Consider the following 19,236-nt stretch of genomic DNA (forward strand, 5'->3'; position numbering starts at 1 on the left):
CTGTTCGGGACTTGCGCACGCTGACATATCGCCCGCCGACAAAAGGGTGTGTGTCGCAAATAGACTTCCTGCTTCGCCGCGCTCCCAGAAAAATTCGTTCTGACCATTGTATTTCATAGGTTTTTCTGGTCTGACTTGTCTCGGAGGGATTGGCCAAAATGTCGTTTTTGGGCAATTCTTTGGAAGTTCGCGGGGCGTTGGGTAGGGAGCCTGGTCCCTCAACGGCTAAGGTAAAACAGGGAGTTACCATGACTAAAAAGACCAACAGCTTATAAATCGTTTGGCCGATGCGGCCCGCACGGGCGGGATCTCGCGCCGGAGCTTTATGCACTATTCGCTTGCCGCAGGGATGTCAGCGACGGCGGCAACCGGCCTTTGGACGACCAAAGCATATGCGGCGCCACAGAAAGGTGGCACCTTCCGCTGGGGTATTCACGATGGCAACACGGGGGACACCCACGATCCGGGTACTTATCTGACCCGCACGATGATCTTCCTTGCTCACACGCACCGTTCCTATCTGACCATGATCAACGGGGACGGATCTCTGGGCGGCGACGTTGCCGACAGCTGGGAAGGCAGCGCGGATGCATCGCAATGGACCTTCAAGCTTACGCAGAATGCCAGCTTCCACAGCGGCAAGAAACTGACCGCAACCGATGTTATCGCATCGCTGAACCACCACCGTGGCGACGATTCTACATCGGCAGCGAAAGCGCTTCTAGCGGATGTCACCGACATCACCGCTGATGGCGATTATACTGTTGTGGTGAAATTGTCCGGCGGTAACGCTGACTTCCCGTGGCTGATGACTGACTATCACCTTGCCATCTGCCCAGCCAATGACGATGGCTCGATTGACTGGAAATCCGGCGACGGCTCTGGCCCGTACAAGATCGACTCGGGTGAGTTCGGCGTTCAGTTCAGCCTCAGCCGCCACGACGACTGGCACGGCGAAGGCGCCCATTTTGATGCGGTGGAGATCATCACGTTGAACGACCCGAACGCCCGCCAGACTGCTCTGGTGACCGGCGACGTGGACGCAGTATCGTTGATCGAACTGAAAACCATGGCGCTGATGAGCCGGAACCCGAACGTCAAGGTTCACAACATTCCGTCTGCCGGTGCGATCACTATGCCGATGCTGACCGACATTGCGCCGTTCGACAATGTGGATGTGCGGAACGCGCTGAAGCTGGCCATCGACCGGGATGAGATCATCGAGAAGATTGCGTTCGGTGCAGCCACCAAAGGCAATGACTTCCATCACTCGCCTGCACAGCCATATTGGCCAGAAGACATTCCGCAGCGCGAGTATGATCCGGATCAGGCGAGATCCCTGCTGAAAAAGGCTGGGCATGAAGGTCTGGAGCTCAACATCAGCGTGGCTGACAGCGTTTACGCCGGTGCGGTGGACATGTGCGTTCTTTATGCAGAGCAAGCCAAAAAGGCTGGCATCAACATGAAAGTCGTGCGTGAACCGAATGACGGCTACTATTCCGACGTGTGGCTGAAGAAGCCGTTCTGTGCCGTATCTTGGGGCGCGCGCCCGACGCCGGACGTGATGTACACGCTGGCATATAAAGACGACGCCGCCTGGAACGAAAGCCGCTGGCAGAACGAAGAGTTTAACAAGCTTCTGCTGCAAGCAAAGGCCGAGCTGGACGACACCCGCCGTGCAGAAATGTATCGCGACATGGCGATGCTGGCACGCGATGATGGTGGCACCGTCATCCCGTTCTTCAACAACTTCGTCTACGCCAGCCGCTCCAACGTGGGCACACCGGACAACCTGGCAGCCAGCTGGGAATGCGACGGCGCCCGCGCCGCCAGCCGCTGGTGGTTCACCGGCTAATAGAGCGCACAAGAAACGTGGAGCCCGGATGTGCCGGGCTTCACACCCTCAAGCCGTCAGATATCGAATAAGACGGCCTAAGGCCGACAAGGCCATCTCCGGCCCTGCAAAAACGCCGGAAAACCAACAGGAGGAAGTCCATGGGGGACATTTCCAGACTCATCGCCAAGCGACTTGGGCTTGGCCTGATCACACTCCTCGTGATCTCTGCCATCATCTTTTTCATGGTTTTGCTGTTGCCAGGTGACCCCGCTCAGGCGGTCCTTGGGCAAGGTGCAACCGAAGAAAACCTAGCTGCACTACGTGAACAAATGGGGCTGAATACGCACCCGGTTGTTCGTTACTTCCAATGGCTTGGTGGCGCATTGACTGGCAACTTTGGCACCTCCATCGTCTCGGGCGATCCGGTGTTTGGCCTGATCTCGGATCGTTTTGTGAACACGATGTTCCTGGCGGCTTACGCTGCGGTCATCGCGGTCCCATTCGCAATCACGCTTGGGATCATCGTCGCCCTGCTGCGCAACACGCTGTTTGACCGTGTAGCCAACGTGCTGACATTGACCTCCATTTCCAGCCCGGAATTCTTTCTTGGCTATATCCTGATCCTGTATCTCTCGGTGAAGACCAGCATGTTCCCCGCCATTGCAAGCCTGACGGATGGAATGACCTTTGGCGAGTTGCTGCACCGGACGTTCCTGCCCGCGCTGACGCTGGTCTTGGTGGTCACCGCGCACATGATGCGCATGACCCGGGCGGCGATCATCAGCCTACTGGCCTCACCCTATATCGAGATGGCCCGCCTGAAAGGCGCCCCCCCGTGGAAGGTCATCGTGCGGCACGCCCTGCCAAACGCATGGGCCCCGATCATCAACGTTGTGGCACTGAACCTCGCCTATCTAATCACCGGCGTGGTGCTGGTCGAGGTGGTGTTCGTGTACCCCGGTATTGGCCAAGCGCTGGTTGATGCCGTGTCCAAACGCGACTTCCCCGTGGTTCAGGCCATCTGTCTGATTTTCGCGGCCACCTTCATCCTGCTGAACCTTGCGGCAGATGTCGGCGCCATTCTGACGAACCCGCGTCTGCGGCATCCGAAGTAAGGACAGACAACATGAACGTTTTTGTAATCTCTTACTTCGCAATCCTGATCATCGCGTCCTGTCTGGCAGCGTTTTATGAAAAACGTAGCATATTCCTGACGCTGTTTTCGCTTACCCTTGTCAACTTTGTCGTTGGTATCGTCGGCGGAACGGGTGCTCTTCAGACGATCTCGGTTGGGGCCGTTCTTTTGGCTTTTGCGGCCGGTGTATCTTACTGCTTCCGAGAGTTCTTGGTGATCATCTCGCCAACCAATGTCGCGAAAGAGCTGAAAACCGCGCCCATGACAGCCGCGTTTGGCATGTTCATCATCTTCACCTACGCCATCGCGGGCATCTTTGCGCCGTGGATCGCGCCCTATGGTGAATCCGAGGTGATCTCGTCGGCCTTTGCACCTGCAGATGAAAACATGCTGCTTGGGGCGGACCAACTCGGCCGCGACATGTTCAGCCGTATCATCTTTGGTGCACGCAACACGGTCGGCTTGGCGCTTATGGCCACGGCATCGGCCTTCTTCATGGGGGCATTCGCGGGTCTTCTTGCTGCCACCCGTGGCGGCTGGCTTGACCAGTTCCTGGGCCGGTTTGCCGATGTGATCATGGCAATCCCGTCGCTGATCTTTGCGCTTCTGATGCTGTCGATTTTCGGCCCGCATGTTTTCGTGATCATCATTGCCGTGGCCATCATCTATGCGCCACGCGTCTTCCGTTTGACCCGAGCGGTCGCAGGCAACGTTGTGGTGATGGACTATATCGAAGCCGCTAACCTGCGGGGCGAGAAGAACAGCTATCTGATCCGCAAAGAAATCCTGCCTAATGTCACGGCACCGCTTGTGGCCGAGTTCGGTCTCGAATTCTGCTTCGTGTTCCTGCTTGTGGCCGGTCTGAGCTTCTTGGGCCTGGGTATTCAGCCACCGACAGCCGACTGGGGCTCGATGGTGCGTGAAAACGCGACACTGATTTCGTTCGGAGACATCACGCCACTGATCCCGGCGGGCGCAATTGCCCTGCTGACGGTCGCCGTGAACTTCGTTGTCGACTGGATGCTGTTCCGGTCCTCGGGTTTGAAGGAGTGATAGAAATGTCCTCAGATAAAAAACAAGTCCTTCTGGACATCAAAGATCTGAAAATCGAAGGCTACACCGGCGAGGAATGGGTTCCCATTATCAAAGGCGTGGACCTGAAACTTCACCGCGGCGAGGTGATGGGACTTATCGGGGAATCCGGCGCGGGCAAATCCACCATCGGCGCTGCTGCCATGGGATTTTCCCGTGACGGCACCCGCATCTCTGGTGGTTCGATCGAGTTTGACGGGATGGAGCTGACGACCGCCACAGAAAGTGAAAAGCGCGCCCTGCGCGGGGCCCGGATCGCTTATGTGGCGCAATCAGCCGCAGCCAGCTTTAACCCGGCGCATAAGATCATCGATCAACACACCGAGGCCCCGCTGCACTACCGCATCCAAAAGCGCCTGGAAGCGCAGGAAGATGCAACCGAGCTCTATCGGCGTCTGCGTCTGCCCAATCCGGAAGAGATCGGGTTCCGCTATCCGCACCAGGTTTCGGGTGGCCAGCTGCAACGCGCCATGACGGCGATGGCAATGGCCTGTCGGCCAGATCTGATCATCTTCGACGAGCCAACCACCGCACTGGACGTGACCACACAGATCGAAGTCTTGGCTGCGATCCGGGATATTGTGGATCAGTTCAACACGGCGGCGATTTACATCACCCATGACCTTGCCGTGGTCGCGCAGATGGCCGACACGATCAAGGTGCTGCTCAAAGGGGAAGAAGTTGAGCAGGCGCCAACTGAAGAGATGTTGGACAATCCGCAAGAGGATTATACCAAGTCGCTTTGGGCTGTGCGCAGCTTCCAGCGCCCTCAGAAACAACGACCCAAAGACGCCACCCCGGTTGTGTCTGTGCGCGGCGTGGATGCGGCCTATTCCGGTGGTCCGAAGATCCTCGACGATGTGTCGTTCGACATCCACAAGGGGATGACCGTGGCCGTGGTGGGGGAATCCGGATCCGGCAAATCGACGACCGCCCGGGTAATCACGGGCCTTCTGCCGCCCTCAAAAGGTGAGGTGCTGTTTAACGGCGAGGTCCTGCCACCTAACTTCCGAAGCCGGTCCAAGGATCAGCTGCGACAGGCGCAGATGATTTACCAGATGGCAGACACGGCGCTTAATCCCAAGGTCCGGATCAGTGAGATCATTGGCCGTCCAGCGCAATTCTACTCCGGTCTCTCCGGAGCTGCGCTTAAGTCGCGTGTGGATGAATTGCTGGATCTGATCGAGCTTGAGCCATCGCAATTCTACAACCGCTATCCGCCGGAGCTTTCTGGGGGCCAGAAGCAACGGGTCGGTATTGCGCGCGCACTTGCAGCTGAGCCAAGCTTTATCATCTGTGACGAGGTGACCTCGGCGCTCGACCAGCTGGTCGCCGAAGGCATTCTGCGCCTGTTGGATCGTCTCCAGAAAGAGCTTGATCTGGCCTATATGTTCATCACCCATGACCTCGCAACCGTGCGTTCTATCGCGGACGAAGTGGTGGTGATGCAAAGAGGCCGCGTGGTGGAGCAAGGCCCCAAGGATGCTATGTTCACGCCGCCGCACCATCCCTATACCGATCTGCTGCTCAGCTCGGTGCCGGAAATGGATCCGAACTGGCTGACCACCCTTCTGGAAGAGCGTGGTGTCGATAATGTGGGTGAATCCGCCGATGTTTGATCCAATAGATCTCTGAAACTCACTAAACCTTCCGGAAAAAATCCGGGCGGTTTTTTGTGCGTAGCGCGCTTCCAATGAACTTGATAAAGCGCGCATTACGCTCCATGGACGGCGCAGCGAAAACCCGCGCCCAAATAAATGCGCCGTGACCGGAAAGCGTGCCAGAAAGTGTCGGCTGGACCTTCCGCACACAGCCGCGGATCAAGAATCAGATAACAGCCATTCCCGTCAGAACCAGCGTGCCCACCAGAATGCCATACAGAAACAGTACAGCCGGAAGCGTGCCTGCACGATTACGGTCGTCGCGGATCATTTCGTCACGTGTCAACATGGTCCACTCCTTGTATTGATCTAGCTTGACGGGGGGCGGTTCTTGATAACCGCATGATCTTGAATCGCAGTTAGGCGAAGCTTGTGAGTCGTGCAAGCTCCTTAATTCAGTTTTTCTATAGAATTTTAGCGACCCAGATATGCAAGAATTGCAACCCTGGTTTCTGCATCTGGGTCAGATGGCCCGCGCCTCAGGCCCGTTGGATCTGCAAGAGGGAACTCCGCGCAGCAATGGCATGTAAAAGAGGGCTTCTTCTGGCTGACTGAGGCGAGCGAACAACACCGAAGACCCCGCGTGTGTCGAAGGCAGGACAGGCCGACAATTATCGGCCCGTCCGGAATTTCTATACGCGTCAGCCCAGAACGGCCTTCACGGCGTCGACCGTCCCAGCAACGACCTGATCAGCCTCTTCACGGGTCAGGCAGAAAGGTGGGGCAAAGCCGAGGATGTCACCTTGCGGCATGGCGCGGGCGATGATCTTGGATTGCTCCAGCAGCTTGGCCGAGATCTGCGGGCCGATCTTGTCGGCGGCGTCAAAGAAGGTACGGCTGTCGCGGTCCTTCACAAACTCAACCGCGCAGAGCATCCCTTCGCCGCGCACATCGCCGACATGGGCGTGATCGGCCAGAGCAGCGCGCATGGTGTCGTTCAGGTAGGTGCCGACCGCGCCTGCGTTCTGCACGAGGTTCAGTTCGTCGATCAGCTTCAAGTTGGCCACACCGGCAGCCGCCCCGATCGGGTGCGCCGAATAGGTCCAACCATGGCCGATGGGGCCGTTCTCGTCGGTGCCCTGCTCCAGCACCTTCCAGACCTTGTCCGAAACAATGGAGCCAGAAAGCGGTGCATAGGCCGAGGTCAGGCCCTTGGCGATGGTGATGATGTCGGGTTCCATACCGTAGTGATCCGAACCGAACATGGTGCCAAGGCGCCCAAATCCTGTGACGACCTCATCCGCCACCAACAGGATATCGTGTTTTTTCAGAACGGCCTGAATGGCTTCCCAATAGCCGGCGGGCGGGGGCACGATGCCGCCCGTGCCCAGAACCGGCTCGCCGATAAAGGCCGCGATGGTGTCAGCCCCTTCGCGTTCGATCAACGCCTCCAGCTCGGCCGCGCAATGGGCGACGAACTGCTCCTCCGTTTGATCCAGATTGTCCCGGCGATAGTAATAGGGCGCCTCGGTGTGGATGACCTGCTCGACCGGCAGGTCGAATTTCTTGTGAAAGAGCTCTAACCCCGTCAATGAGCCAGTCACCAGACCGGACCCGTGATAGCCGCGCCAGCGCGAGATGATCTTCTTCTTCTCGGGGCGGCCCAGAATGTTGTTGTAGTACCAGATCAGTTTGACGTTGGTCTCGTTCGCGTCCGATCCGCCAAGTCCGAAATAGACCTTGGACATGTTCTTCGGTGCGCGATCCAGGATCATTTTCGACAGCGTGATCGACGCCTCGGTCCCATGACCGACATACGAGTGGTAATAGGCCAGCTCCTTGGCCTGATCCCCAATCGCCTCGGCGATCTCTTGTCGACCGTAGCCGACATTCACGCAGTAAAGCCCGGCAAAGGCATCCAGCAGCTTGGTGCCGTCACGATCCTCGATAAAGACGCCCGAGGCAGTCTTGATCACCCGGTTCGGGCTTTCACCACGGGCGTGTTGCGCCAGATGGGTCGAGGGGTGGAAAAAGTTTTCGCGATCCCATTGATCGAGTTGGTCGTTCTTCAGCATGTTTTTCCTTTCTCAGCCCTTTGGGATCACGCCCAGTCACGGCAGACATATTTGATTTCAGTGAATTCTTCCATGCCCAGTCGCGCTCCTTCGCGACCCAGCCCGGATTGTTTCGTGCCGCCGAACGGGATCGGCGCGCCAGTGACCTTCGTGCGGTTCACCGCGACCATGCCATATTGCAGAGCACGAGAAAGTCGGTAGATACGGCGCGGATCATGGCTGTGCAGATAAGCGACCAGTCCGTATTCGCTGTCATTGGCGCGGGCGACCACCTCATCCTCGGAGTCAAAGGGGGTGATAGGCGCGACCGGGCCGAAGGTTTCCTCATGCATGATCCGCGCGTCTGCGGGCACATCGGTCAGCACGGTTGGTTCAAAAAACAGCGGGCCCAAAGAATGCCGTTTGCCGCCGCAGGCCAGCTTAGCCCCTTTCCTCAACGCATCAGCCACGTGCTCTTCCTGTTTCTCTACGGCCTTTTCGTTCATGAGCGGACCGATATCCGGGTCATCCATGCCGATGCCTAGGGTCAGGGCCTTGGTGGCGTCGATGAATTTGGCGCAGAACGCATCATAGATAGCACGTTCCACGAAGATGCGGTTGGCCCCCAGACAATCCTGCCCGGAGGTGGCGAATTTCGCTTTGATCGTCTCGGCCACGGCCACGTCCAGATCCGCGCCTTTGAAGACGATGACCGGCGCATGGCCACCCAGTTCCATCACCAGCCGCTTCACCGTGTCCGCGGATTGCCGGTAGAGCAGCTTGCCCACATTGGTCGACCCGGTGAACGAGAGCGCCCGCACCCGCGCATCGCGCGTCCAGGGTTCGACCACGGTCGGGGCAACACCCGTCACCACGTTGAACACACCCGCCGGAATGCCCGCACGCTCCGCCAGTTCGGCCAATGCCAGCGCGCTAAAGGGTGTTTCACCCGACGGATGAGCCACCACGGTACACCCCGCCGCCAATGCAGCCGCTGCCTTGCGCGTCAGCATGGCAGAGGGAAAGTTCCACGGTGTGATCAGCGCGGCCACCCCCACGGGTTCGCGCCACAGCTCAACCTCGGCGTCCGGCAGATGGCTGGTGACACCTTCGATATTGGGGCGCTTGGCCTCTTCTGAATAGAACTCGACAAAGGCCGCGCCATAGTCGATCTCACCGCGCGCCTCCGTGATGGGCTTGCCCTGTTCCAGCACCATGATGCGCGCCAGATCTTCCTTGTGCTCCAGCTGCAGTTCGAACCAGCGGCGCAAGATGGCGGCGCGCTGTTGCGGCAAAAGCGCAGCCCATGCCGGGAAGGCGGCCTGAGCCGCATCAACCGCGGCAGAGGATTCCTCTGCCGACATGGCCGCCACATCACCAAGATGATCACCATTGGCAGGGTCCGTTACGGGAAAGCTTTCACCCGAATGTGCCGCCACCCATTTTCCATTTATATAAGAAAAAGAACGCACAAGCGCCTTATCTTCGATATCTATACGTGCCGAAAGAGCCGTCTCTGACATCGCGCAACCTCCTCTTGCTGCAGAGGATACTGCCTGCTTTGACAAGAAGAAGTGACCAAATTGGGCCGGTGCACCAGACGATTCAACTGTCGCCCATATCCCCAAGCAATATATCAAAGGGTACTCCAGCCGACCCTTTGACGGGTTTGGTCACGATATAGGTGAAATAGCGGGACAGGCCGATGCGGGCGTCCAGCATCTCGTCGATCAGGCGTTGATAAGCGTCAATGTCGCGGGTCACGATCTGTAGCAGATAGTCGAACCCGCCGCCAAGCGCCCAGCAGGCCACGACCTCGTCATAGCGGTTCATCGCGGTCTCGAAGGCGCGGAAGCTGGCGGCGGTGTGATCCGCGATTTCGGCTGCGACAAAGACCGTCACATGCGGCGCGAGTTTCTTGAGGTTGATGCGGGCGCCGTAGCCTTCGATCAGGCCCGCTTTTTCCAGTTTTTTCAGGCGCTCCCAACAAGGTGTGGGGGACAGGCCGATCCTGTCAGCGAGCGCCGCCTTGGTGATCCGCCCCTCTTGCGTGAGTACGGACAGTATCTGGATATCGCGCGTGTCCAACACCATCCGATCAGGCCTGAATGACAGTTCCGGCGCTGCCGAAATGTTTGCGGACATGGGTAGCAATGGCGGTGTCCTGGGCACCGGTGCCAGTAAGGTCGCAGATCGTGATCGCGTCAGGTGATATGCGGCCGGGTTTTGCCCCGGTGATCACTTCGCCCAATTCGGCTGGCGTGCCTTTGTTCCAAAGCCCGGCAGCGTTGGCCGCTTCCAGTTCCCCGGACACTTCGCACTGGCTGACGCTGTCGCAGATATACGTATCCGCGGCGACGAGAGCGGCGGGATCAATTTCGTTCTTACCTGTCTGGTCCGATCCCATGGCCGTGATGTGCAGCCCCGGATGAAGCCACTCAGCCCGCAGCACCGGTTCGCGCGCGGGGGTGGTGGTGACGACCAGTTGCGACCGGGCCACCAGCTCTGCCGGATCGGTCATCACCTCGGCCTTGATCCCCAGCGTCGCGGCCAGATCGGCAGCGCAGGCGGCGGCTTTCTCTGGGTCGCGGCCATGCACCAACACCCGTTTGAACGGGCGCACCAGATGGGCTGCGATCATTTGCAGGCGGGCCTGCACGCCGGTGCCGATCACACCGGCGGTTTCGACCGTCTTTGGCGCCAGATGACGTGCGGCCACGGCGCCCGCGGCGGCAGTGCGCACGTCTGTCAGGTATCCATTGTCCAGAAACAGGCTTTCGACCAATCCGGTTTTAGCCGAGAAAAGGATCATCAGCCCATTTAGGCTGGGTAAGCCCAGTTTCGGATTGTCAAAGAAGCCGGGGCTGACCTTGATCGCAAATCCGTCAAAGCCGGGAATATAGGCGGTTTTTACGTCCACCTCGCCATTGGCTTCGTGCAGGTCCATCGACAGGATCGGCGGCATCACCACCTTGCCCGAGGCCAGGGCGACAAAGGCTTGCTCCACCACGTTAATGACGGTCAGGTCAAGCTTCACCGCCTCTTTCAACTCGGCTTCGGTGACGATTTGAATGTCATGCGCCATAAGTTTGGCCTTTCACTTTCAGGTCGCCGATCATCACGTCCTGACCGGTCATGAGTTTCGCAAATGTTGGCATATCCAGATTGCGCCCCGTAACCACCGTGCCGATGGGACCGCCCGGCTTGGGCAACTTGCCCGCCAGCATCGCGGCCTGACCAACGACCGAGGCGCCCTCGGCGACGATGCGATCCTCGTAGAACATCACCTGCATGGCGTGCAGGATTTCGCGTTCAGTCACGAGAATGGTATCATCCAGAAGGTCCCGGCAGATGGGATAAGACAGCTGGTTTTGCAACCCAATTCCCCCGCCAAGACTGTCCGCAAGCGAGGCAAATTCCGGCACCTCGACCGGTTCGCCCGCACGGATCGACGCGTGCATGGCCGCGCCGCGATCCATGGTGATGCCGATCACCTTGATGCTGGGTTTGATCGCTTTGGCGGCTGTGGCAATGCCGGCTGCCAAACCGCCACCCGAGAGCGGCACGAGAAGCATATCCAGATCTGGTCGTGCCTCGAGCATTTCGACCCCAATCGTGCCCTGGCCGCTGATGACGTGAAGATCGTCGAAGGGCGAGATCTCGACCAGCCCCTCAGCCGCGCACAGGCGCTGGCTTTCCTGCATCGCCTCGTCCTGCGTTGTGCCGATGATGCGCACGTCTGCGCCAAGCGCTTTGATTCCGTCGACCTTGGCCTGCAGCACAAGTTCGGACATGCAGATCACCGCTTTCATCCCGCGCCGGTTGGCCGCAAAACTCACGCCACGCCCGTGATTTCCCGTTGAGCAACAGGTCACGCCCTGCACACTGTCAGGCAGAGCCATCACCGCCGACATCGCCCCACGCAGCTTGAACGCACCTACGGGCTGCATGGTTTCCATCTTCATCAGAAAGTCCTGGCCCGCCACCTTCGACATGAACGGGGACGGGATCAGGGGCGTATTATCTGCCACACCGCAAATGCGATGTCGTGCATCGAGTATGTGGTGCAGCTCAAGGGGCATTCCAGTCATCCAAGGTTGTCGCGTTTCATGTCTGTCGGGCGGACAGGCGGCAGTCCGACCACATGCGAAACGCAATGATCGCCGCCATTTGTGCACAACACCACAGCGTGTTTGTTTTGGTCAATCAGGAAAAACGACATCCGAGTGCCGTTTTTAAACAATTATCAGCCTGCCACTCGCAGTTAGCTTGGGTGGGAAGGCACTGGCCAATCGGTGGATTGGTCTAGGTTGTGCACAACTATCCAATTTTAGTCATGAGGTTGCGATGCCCATCGAACATGCTCCGTTCAGTCAGGTCGAATATGATCGCCGCATTGCCAAGACCCGTAAGGCGATGGGAAAAGCAGGGCTGGACCTGCTGTTTGTCACCGACCCGTCGAACCAGGCGTGGTTGACCGGCTATGATGGCTGGTCCTTCTATGTTCATCAGGGCGTCCTTTTGGGCCTTGAGGGCGAACCCATCTGGTGGGGGCGTTCGATGGATGCCCTTGGCGGGCGGCGGACGTGCTGGATGTCTGACGACAATATCCACGGATATGCGGACAACTTTGTGCAATCCACCGTGCGCCACCCGATGCAGGATCTGGCCGGACATATCCGCGCACTTGGGCTGGAAAACGCCCGGATCGGTGTCGAGATGGAGAACTACTACTACTCGGCCAAAGCCCACGCGGTGCTGGTCGAAGAACTGCCAAATGCCAGCCTGCAGGATGCAACTGCCTTGGTGAATTGGCAGCGGTTGATCAAGTCCGACGAAGAGATCGGGTTCATCCGCAAAGCCGCGCGTATTTCTGAGAAAGTCATCCAGACGGCCATCGACCGCGCAGCACCCGGTGTGCGCAAGAACGATCTAGTGGCGGACATCATGCATGCGGGCATCACTGGGGTTGGAGACGATTGGGGCGACTATCCGGCCATCGTGCCGCTAACGCCCTCGGGGCTGGACGCAACTGCCGCTCACCTGACATGGAACGGCGCCCCCATGCGTGAGGGTGAAGCGACATTCTTTGAGCTGTCGGGCTGTTACCGGCGCTATCACGCGCCGCTGTGCCGGACGGTCTATCTTGGCACCCCTCCGCAAGAAATGCGGGCGGCCGAACGGGCCCAGATCGAAGGGATCACCGCCGGGTTGGACGCTGCCCGCGCTGGCAATCGGACCTGCGACATCGCCAATGCATTCATGGATGTACTGGCAAAACATGGCATCAAACGGGAAGGGCGCATGGGCTATCCCATCGGGCTCAGCTATCCGCCGGACTGGGGCGAGCGCACCGCCTCGATCCGGACCGAGGATGAAACCGTACTGGAACCCGGCATGGTGTTCCACTTCATGCCCGCGCTTTGGATGGACAGCTGGGGGCTTGAGACGACCGAGACCATCCTGATCACAGAAAACGGACCGGCCGAGGCCCTGTGCAATATGGACCGAAAACTCTTCGTGAAGGACTGACCGTGAGCGCGCTTGCAGACACAAAGACCCTTTTGGAAGAGCTGATCGGCTTTCCTACGGTATCCGCGGACAGCAATCTGGACATGATCCTACATCTTGCCCAGCGATTGTCGGACTGTGGGGCCGAGGTCGAGATTTGGCATGACGGCACCGGAACCAAAGCCAATCTGTTCGCCACGTTGGGCCCGAAACGCGATGGGGGTATCGTGCTGTCGGGGCATTCGGACGTGGTGCCGGTGACCGATCAGGACTGGACCTCGGACCCATTCGTGATGGACACGCGGGATGGCAAATGGTTCGGGCGTGGCACGTGTGACATGAAAGGGTTCATCGCTGCGGCCGTTGCCATGGCCCCGCACTATGCGGCGCTGGACTTGCAACGCCCGGTGCATTTCGCCTTCACCTATGACGAGGAAGTCGGTTGTTTCGGCGCGCGTGCCCTGGCGGATACTCTGCGCGAGAAGGGCATCAAACCCGCTGTTGCGATCATAGGCGAACCCACCTCGATGCGGATCATCGAGGGGCACAAGGGGTGCTATGAATACACCACCCACTTCACGGGGCTTGAGGGGCATGGGGCCGGCCCCGATCGCGGTGTGAATGCGGTGGAATATGCGGTGCGCTTTGTCTCGAAGCTGTTGGAGTTGAAGGCGGATCTTCGCCCCCGCGCGCCAGAGGGCAGCCGGTTCGAGCCACCCTGGACCACCATCAACACCGGTGCGTTGGTGGGCGGTGTGGCTCATAACGTGATCCCCGGCAAAGCCCGGGTGGAATGGGAGATGCGCCCAGTTCAGCAGTCGGACGCCGACTTCGTGAAGGGCGAGCTGCACCAGTTTTGCGCCCATACGCTTATCCCCGCGATGCAGGCCGTGCATCCCGACGCCGGGATCAAGACCGAAGTGATCGGCGAGGTCGATGGGCTTGAGCCCATGGCAGAGAATGAGGCGCGGGATCTGGTGATGGAGCTGACCGGGGCCAATGGGGCCGACGTGGTGCCCTTTGGGACCGAAGCTGGCATATTTCAGGGGCTCGGCATGTCGGTTGTCGTCTGCGGCCCCGGGTCCATTGATCAGGCGCATAAACCGGATGAATATGTCTCGGTCGATCAGATGGAGCAATGTCTGGACATGCTCACCCGCCTTTCGGCCAAGCTGGTCTGATATGGTCGCGGCGCAGACGGATTGCGCCGGTCTGGACCTTTGCGGGCTGGGGCGTGCCGCGTTACGTCTGAGCATCGCGCGTTTATCAATCGAAGGATCATCACCGTGACCTCTGCCTTTTTCGAAAACAGTGACGTCAAAGCACGCGATCGGTTCGAAATCCTGCATCTCGAGCTTCGCAATCGCATCTGTATGCTGGACTACGCCCCCGGCACACGGCTTTCGGAAACGGAATTGGCGGAAGAGTTCGGTGTATCCCGCACCCCGCTAAGACGCGTTCTGGCGCGGCTCGAGGATGAGGGGCTGGTGCATTCCGTTCATGGTGTCGGGACCTTCGTGACCGATGTGAATATCGAGGAGCTGGCCCAGACCTATCAATTGCGCATGGAGCTGGCGGAACTGGTGGGGAAGCTGTCGCCGAAGCAACCGGATGCCGCGCTGTCGGCCCGTCTTTCCGACCTGTCACATCGCGCCAAAGCGCTTATGCAAACTCCCGAGCCGCGCGTCTTTGCGCAGCTCAACATGGAGTTCTTCCTTGCGCGGCTGCAACTGACCGATAACGCGCCACTGCGCGAGATTTCCGAGCGGCTCTATATTCAAACCACCCGGATCTGGCTGAAATCCTTTTTCGCCTCGATCATCGACCTGAACGAAGAAATTGGCGTGTTTGCGCGCGAAGTCGACGAAGTGACCGCCGCGATTGAACTGGGAGACCTTCAGGCCGCCGCGCTGATACAGCGGGCCCATATTTCGATGAGCTATAGCCGTATGAAGCGCTGAAGACCGGGCAGGACGGATTGACCGATGGCGACCCAATTGTTGATCCAGGGCGTCGCGAAAAAGCAGTTTGGTTATTGGGAATCGTCGTGGCCATGGATGTCGGGTTGGGAGCCGAGCGTGCATCCCAAAATACGGGGCAATGCTACTGCGAAAGTATGCTGCGATAGAGCGCCCGACCTTAAACCTGAGGCACAAATACCCTGTCATGCTTCGCATTCTCGGGACATGCGCGCCACATGATGTTTCAGGTAAAAGGTCGGACGCTTCAGCAACATCTGCACAAGCAATCGCTTTGTCATCCCGCAACCGGTAGATCCTGCCAACAATCTCGCGGCATTCCGAAGGAACGGCAGTTTTCGCGCCGCCAGCGACGCTGACAACGATGCGGGTGCTGCAATTTGCGTTCTGCGAGCACGCGCAGCGTAAAAGTAGAATTCGCAGGTCGGGCTCAAAACGGTCATCGGACCACGTTTCCTCTCCCCAAAGGCCGGGGGAGTGCTCTTAAGACGATGCGTTTCCCCCCTCTGCCCGTAAGGCGTGGAGTGCGAAATCGCCACGCGTCCTCAGTCATCCCTCCCACAATCCCATCAAGCAGAGGGGGCGAGAGGGAGCATGTGCGGTGTCGAGCCGCATGAGGAGTTAAGGCCGAAACGCGTTATTCCGTGGGGGTTAGCAAGGTCAGTCTGCTCACCCGCTTGTCCTGCCCGAACTCGATCAGCGCAAACCATTTGCCGAAGGGAACCTCCTCCTCCGCCCCCTGATTTTGCGGGCAGGTCTGGATCGCGAAACTCTCTGACCGGGCGGTATAGCTGGCGGGCACCCGTCCGAGGATGCGGATCACCTCGCCACGGGTCAGGCCAACCCTGAGACCCGAGGGCAATTGCCAATTCGGTGATCTGGCGGAGATCGTGACAACCACATCCTGGAAGAAATCAACATTTGCCCCGACAAGCGCCATCCGGTCAATCGGTTCATCACTGAAAGAGGTCTCCTCGGTGGCCTCGGCGGTTCCGAGCTTGCCAAGGGCCGCGAGCGGATCCCCCATGCGGACGCCATTCATGCCAAATTCCGAGGCGGGCAGGCAATCGAAGTCGGCGCCATATTGGCGGGTTTCTCTCAGGAGGGGCATGGCCACGGTCACATACTGTTCGGATATCCAGGTCTTGCTGTCCCAGTCCCAGCTCTGCCCGGCCGCCACTTTGGCATCATAAAGCCCGCCTCCGAACCCATAGGTGACCGTTTCGGGGTTGCATTCAAGGCTGGTGGCCCGCACGCCGCTTTCTGTCACCTCAACCCACCCAAACCGCCTTTGCGGCAGCTGCATTTCTTCCTCGGAAAACGGTCGTTCAAAACCGCCGCCGACATTATAGGCATATTCGTGGTTGTAAAACGTGACGGATTCGCTGATTGCGGTCCCGACCCCCGACCAGGGCTCAAAATCAACCCGTTCAATGGTTTCGGACAGGAACAGATCAGGGGGACCGCCGATCGGCCCATAGCTGTAGGTTGCGACCTGGTCATCGAAACACACAAAAACCTCGGTGCCGCGGTCATCAAACCGGCAGGAGGTAAACGCTTCCTGTCCCTGCGGACATCCGGCCATCACATCCGTGGCCAGCAAAACTCCCAAACAAAACGGACTGACCCCGAACGCGTGTCTCACTCACCCTACCCTTTTGAAATGCCTTTACGATATCCTAAAGTGTTTCGACTTATTATTGAGACACAATAATGAGGTGAAACGCTCGAAACCTACTGATGTTGCAGGCGTTTCGTGATCTACTTGTGTCTCAAGTTGATCTCGAAACGCTTTAAAGATGATGATCAGGTTTCCCATCAAAGTCTAGCGCCGTATCGCCGACACTTTGCGCATGCCAAGATCGGGTCTTATCGGGTCACGGGCCTATGGGTCAGGCCAAGATTTCTTGCCGCCTGCAGTATGGCCGCACCGGCATCCATCGCGGGATCCGAGGCGCAGAGGGCGGATATTTCAGCATAGAAATCGGAATGCAGCCTTGGGGGCGCCTCCGAGGGGGAATGGAAAAAGGGCTGGGTCAGATCCAACCCCGCGATCTCCCTCTCCCGGATGACCTTCTTCATCACGATGAGGAGGGGCAGCACATCCTCCACAGGCAGGCCGGGATCCTCAAAACTGCCGGTTTTGCGCTGCCGGGCAATCGATGCGTCGTGATAGGCAAAGATCACCTCTTCATGTTTTTCAGAAAGCTCCGCACAGGTTGATCCCAGCAGCTCTGCTTCGGTGTAGTGTCTGATATCATTGGGGAAACGCCACAGATAGGCCGCCAACAGCCCCCCCAGAACACCCACACACAGACCAATGACAACCGTTCTACTCATTGGCGAATGATCCTCGCCTGCGGTCGTTTTGTCAAAGGTCAAAAGCGCAAAGCGCACCCATCCGATGGCGGGGTTCTGGCAGGCGGGCATTCGGGGCGCCGCTGACATTTCCGTCTTGCGCTGCATCCCGAAAAACCCCTGCACTCCCCCGCGCCCCGAAGGCCGGGGGAGCGTATTCCAGGTGAGGCGCTTAGCCCATCTGCCCGTAAGGGGTGGATTGCGAAATCGCCACTTCGTCTTCGGACATCCCTTCCGCGATGCCTTCAAACAGCGGGGTGGACAGGTAGCGTTCGCCGGTGTCGGGCAGCATCACAAGGATATTTGCGCCCTCCGGGGCATCCTTGGCGACCTCAAGGGCGGCGGCCAGTGTGGCGCCTGCCGAGATGCCGACGAAGATGCCCTCTTCTGCGGCCAGACGCTGTGAGAGCGCAATGCCATCCGGCCCCGGCACCTTGATCAACTGATCATAACCGCCCTTGTCCAGCGCCTCTTGCAGCACATGGGGGATGAAATCCGGGGTCCAGCCCTGTATAGGGTGCGGGTTGAAATCCGGGTGGCCTTCGGTGGGCTGGTTTTCCTCGTTGCGGGTGTTCACATAGCCCGAGCTGATCAGCGCCGCATTGGCGGGTTCTGCCAGGATGATCTTGGTGTCCGGGCTTTCCTTCCGCAGCACCCGCGACACACCAGAGACCGTGCCGCCGGTGCCATAGCCGGTCACCCAGTAATCCAGTTTTTCCCCCTCGAAATCGGCAAGGATCTCTCGCCCGGTGGTGTTTTCATGGATGTCGGCATTGGCGTCGGTTTCAAACTGGCTGGCAAGGAACCACCCGTTTTTCTCGGCCAGTTCCTTGGCCTTGGAATACATGCCAAACCCTTTGAGCTCCTTGGGGGTGAGCACCACCTTTGCCCCCAGGAACCGCATCAGGCGGCGACGCTCAACCGAGAAGCTTTCGGCCATAGTCACCACCAGCGGATAGCCCTTGGCGGCACAGACCATGGCCAGACCAATACCGGTGTTGCCCGAAGTGGCCTCAATCACCGTTTGTCCCGGCTTGAGCGCACCGGAGCGTTCCGCCGCTTCGATAATATTCAAAGCCAGCCGGTCCTTGACCGACCCCGCCGGGTTGGCCGCCTCAAGCTTGACGAACAGATTGACGTGATCCGGACCGATCCGGTTCAGCCGGATCACCGGCGTGTCCCCCACGGTTTCCAGCACGGATGCGTAACGCCGCCCACGGCCATTGGTTTGTCGCACAGTCATATCAAAGTCCTTTTGTCTGGAAATCCCGATGTTCGGGAGGAATTTGCAACAAAACTAGGTCAGCTTCCCGCCCAGCGCCAGATTGCAGTGGGGAAAAAGAACATTTTCCCACGCCCCGCCCCAGCTTGAAGGGCAATGTCCCGGTGTTTAACGCGTTACAAATGGCCTGTTCCTTGGGCCCTTCCCCGGCAGGATTGACCATTTGACAGGCAATGCAGAAAGATTTGAGATTTCACGCTATAGTTGTTGCAGCCCCGCCGCCTCACCACCAAAAAGCAAGCCTTTGTTGTCAAAAGGAAAGTTTCCCCCGGCCCGATCCTCAGCGCCCCATTCCCCCTTGCCTGCACATATTGCCACGCTGGACAATTCGCCTGCCATCGGGCACTCAGGTTCTCAAGGAACACCGCCCAATTGGGCGAAGCCGTG

General features: G+C 58.7%; 16 protein-coding genes. 7 read left to right on the forward strand and 9 right to left on the reverse strand.

All coding sequences use genetic code 11. From position 1 onward, the window contains the following. Positions 1-325 precede the first annotated feature (325 nt). The 4 genes from XMD517_RS06415 (at position 326) to XMD517_RS06430 (ending at position 5,683) form a co-directional block, all read left to right on the forward strand. On the forward strand, positions 326-1,855 hold the full coding sequence (locus tag XMD517_RS06415) for an ABC transporter substrate-binding protein (protein ID WP_217360530.1): 1,530 nt from the start codon (positions 326-328) through the stop codon (positions 1,853-1,855). 140 nt (positions 1,856-1,995) lie between these two features. Further along, entirely contained in the window at positions 1,996-2,952 is a 957-nt protein-coding gene (locus tag XMD517_RS06420; protein ID WP_173487506.1) for an ABC transporter permease, read from the forward strand. A gap of 11 nt (positions 2,953-2,963) precedes the next feature. Then, complete coding sequence (locus XMD517_RS06425) at positions 2,964-4,025, forward strand: ABC transporter permease (RefSeq protein ID WP_173487507.1); 1,062 nt, start codon at positions 2,964-2,966, stop codon at positions 4,023-4,025. Positions 4,026-4,030: 5 nt separating this feature from the next. Beyond that, positions 4,031-5,683 carry an ABC transporter ATP-binding protein gene (locus tag XMD517_RS06430; protein ID WP_173487508.1) on the forward strand — a complete coding sequence of 551 codons (1,653 nt, stop codon included), beginning with the start codon at positions 4,031-4,033 and terminating at the stop codon, positions 5,681-5,683. Positions 5,684-5,891: 208 nt separating this feature from the next. Here the strand turns inward: XMD517_RS06430 and XMD517_RS15790 are convergent, their stop codons facing one another. The 6 genes from XMD517_RS15790 to eutB all read right to left on the reverse strand — a co-directional run bounded on the left by XMD517_RS15790 (position 5,892) and on the right by eutB (position 11,801). Continuing rightward, positions 5,892-6,014, reverse strand: coding sequence for a hypothetical protein (locus XMD517_RS15790; protein WP_256415727.1), 123 nt, complete (start codon positions 6,012-6,014; stop codon positions 5,892-5,894). A 352-nt stretch (positions 6,015-6,366) separates the two neighbouring features. Further along, positions 6,367-7,740 carry an aspartate aminotransferase family protein gene (locus tag XMD517_RS06435; RefSeq protein WP_173487509.1) on the reverse strand — a complete coding sequence of 458 codons (1,374 nt, stop codon included), beginning with the start codon at positions 7,738-7,740 and terminating at the stop codon, positions 6,367-6,369. 26 nt (positions 7,741-7,766) lie between these two features. Then, positions 7,767-9,242 carry an NAD-dependent succinate-semialdehyde dehydrogenase gene (locus XMD517_RS06440; RefSeq protein WP_173487510.1) on the reverse strand — a complete coding sequence of 492 codons (1,476 nt, stop codon included), beginning with the start codon at positions 9,240-9,242 and terminating at the stop codon, positions 7,767-7,769. A gap of 82 nt (positions 9,243-9,324) precedes the next feature. Next, a complete protein-coding gene (locus XMD517_RS06445) occupies positions 9,325-9,813 on the reverse strand; it encodes an Lrp/AsnC family transcriptional regulator (RefSeq protein ID WP_173487511.1) in 489 nt (162 codons plus the stop codon). Between the two features lie 4 nt (positions 9,814-9,817). Then, positions 9,818-10,804: a cyclodeaminase gene (locus XMD517_RS06450; protein ID WP_173487512.1), complete on the reverse strand. Its 987-nt coding sequence runs from the start codon at positions 10,802-10,804 to the stop codon at positions 9,818-9,820. Continuing rightward, positions 10,794-11,801, reverse strand: a complete 1,008-nt coding sequence (gene eutB, locus XMD517_RS06455; RefSeq protein WP_173487558.1) for a hydroxyectoine utilization dehydratase EutB — start codon at positions 11,799-11,801, stop codon at positions 10,794-10,796. The genes XMD517_RS06450 and eutB overlap by 11 nt, the downstream gene beginning before the upstream one ends. Positions 11,802-12,066: 265 nt before the next feature. Here eutB and XMD517_RS06460 point away from each other — a divergent pair, with 265 nt between their 5' ends. The 3 genes from XMD517_RS06460 to XMD517_RS06470 all read left to right on the forward strand — a co-directional run bounded on the left by XMD517_RS06460 (position 12,067) and on the right by XMD517_RS06470 (position 15,191). Continuing rightward, a complete protein-coding gene (locus XMD517_RS06460; RefSeq protein ID WP_173487513.1) occupies positions 12,067-13,251 on the forward strand; it encodes a M24 family metallopeptidase in 1,185 nt (394 codons plus the stop codon). A gap of 2 nt (positions 13,252-13,253) precedes the next feature. Beyond that, positions 13,254-14,411 carry an acetylornithine deacetylase gene (gene argE / locus XMD517_RS06465; RefSeq protein ID WP_173488213.1) on the forward strand — a complete coding sequence of 386 codons (1,158 nt, stop codon included), beginning with the start codon at positions 13,254-13,256 and terminating at the stop codon, positions 14,409-14,411. 105 nt (positions 14,412-14,516) lie between these two features. Beyond that, positions 14,517-15,191, forward strand: a complete 675-nt coding sequence (locus tag XMD517_RS06470; RefSeq protein ID WP_368493379.1) for a GntR family transcriptional regulator — start codon at positions 14,517-14,519, stop codon at positions 15,189-15,191. A 655-nt stretch (positions 15,192-15,846) separates the two neighbouring features. Here the strand turns inward: XMD517_RS06470 and XMD517_RS06475 are convergent. The 3 genes from XMD517_RS06475 to cysK form a co-directional block, all read right to left on the reverse strand. Further along, entirely contained in the window at positions 15,847-16,854 is a 1,008-nt protein-coding gene (locus tag XMD517_RS06475) for a hypothetical protein (protein WP_173488214.1), read from the reverse strand. A gap of 224 nt (positions 16,855-17,078) precedes the next feature. Further along, the gene (locus tag XMD517_RS06480) at positions 17,079-17,549 is read right to left on the reverse strand and encodes a hypothetical protein (protein WP_173487516.1); all 471 of its coding nucleotides are present in this window, start codon (positions 17,547-17,549) and stop codon (positions 17,079-17,081) included. Between the two features lie 190 nt (positions 17,550-17,739). Then, complete coding sequence (gene cysK / locus XMD517_RS06485; RefSeq protein ID WP_173487517.1) at positions 17,740-18,810, reverse strand: cysteine synthase A; 1,071 nt, start codon at positions 18,808-18,810, stop codon at positions 17,740-17,742. Between the last annotated feature and the right edge of the window lie 426 nt (positions 18,811-19,236).

The organism is Aliiroseovarius sp. xm-d-517 (assembly GCF_013283135.1).
Lineage (GTDB): Bacteria > Pseudomonadota > Alphaproteobacteria > Rhodobacterales > Rhodobacteraceae > Aliiroseovarius > Aliiroseovarius crassostreae.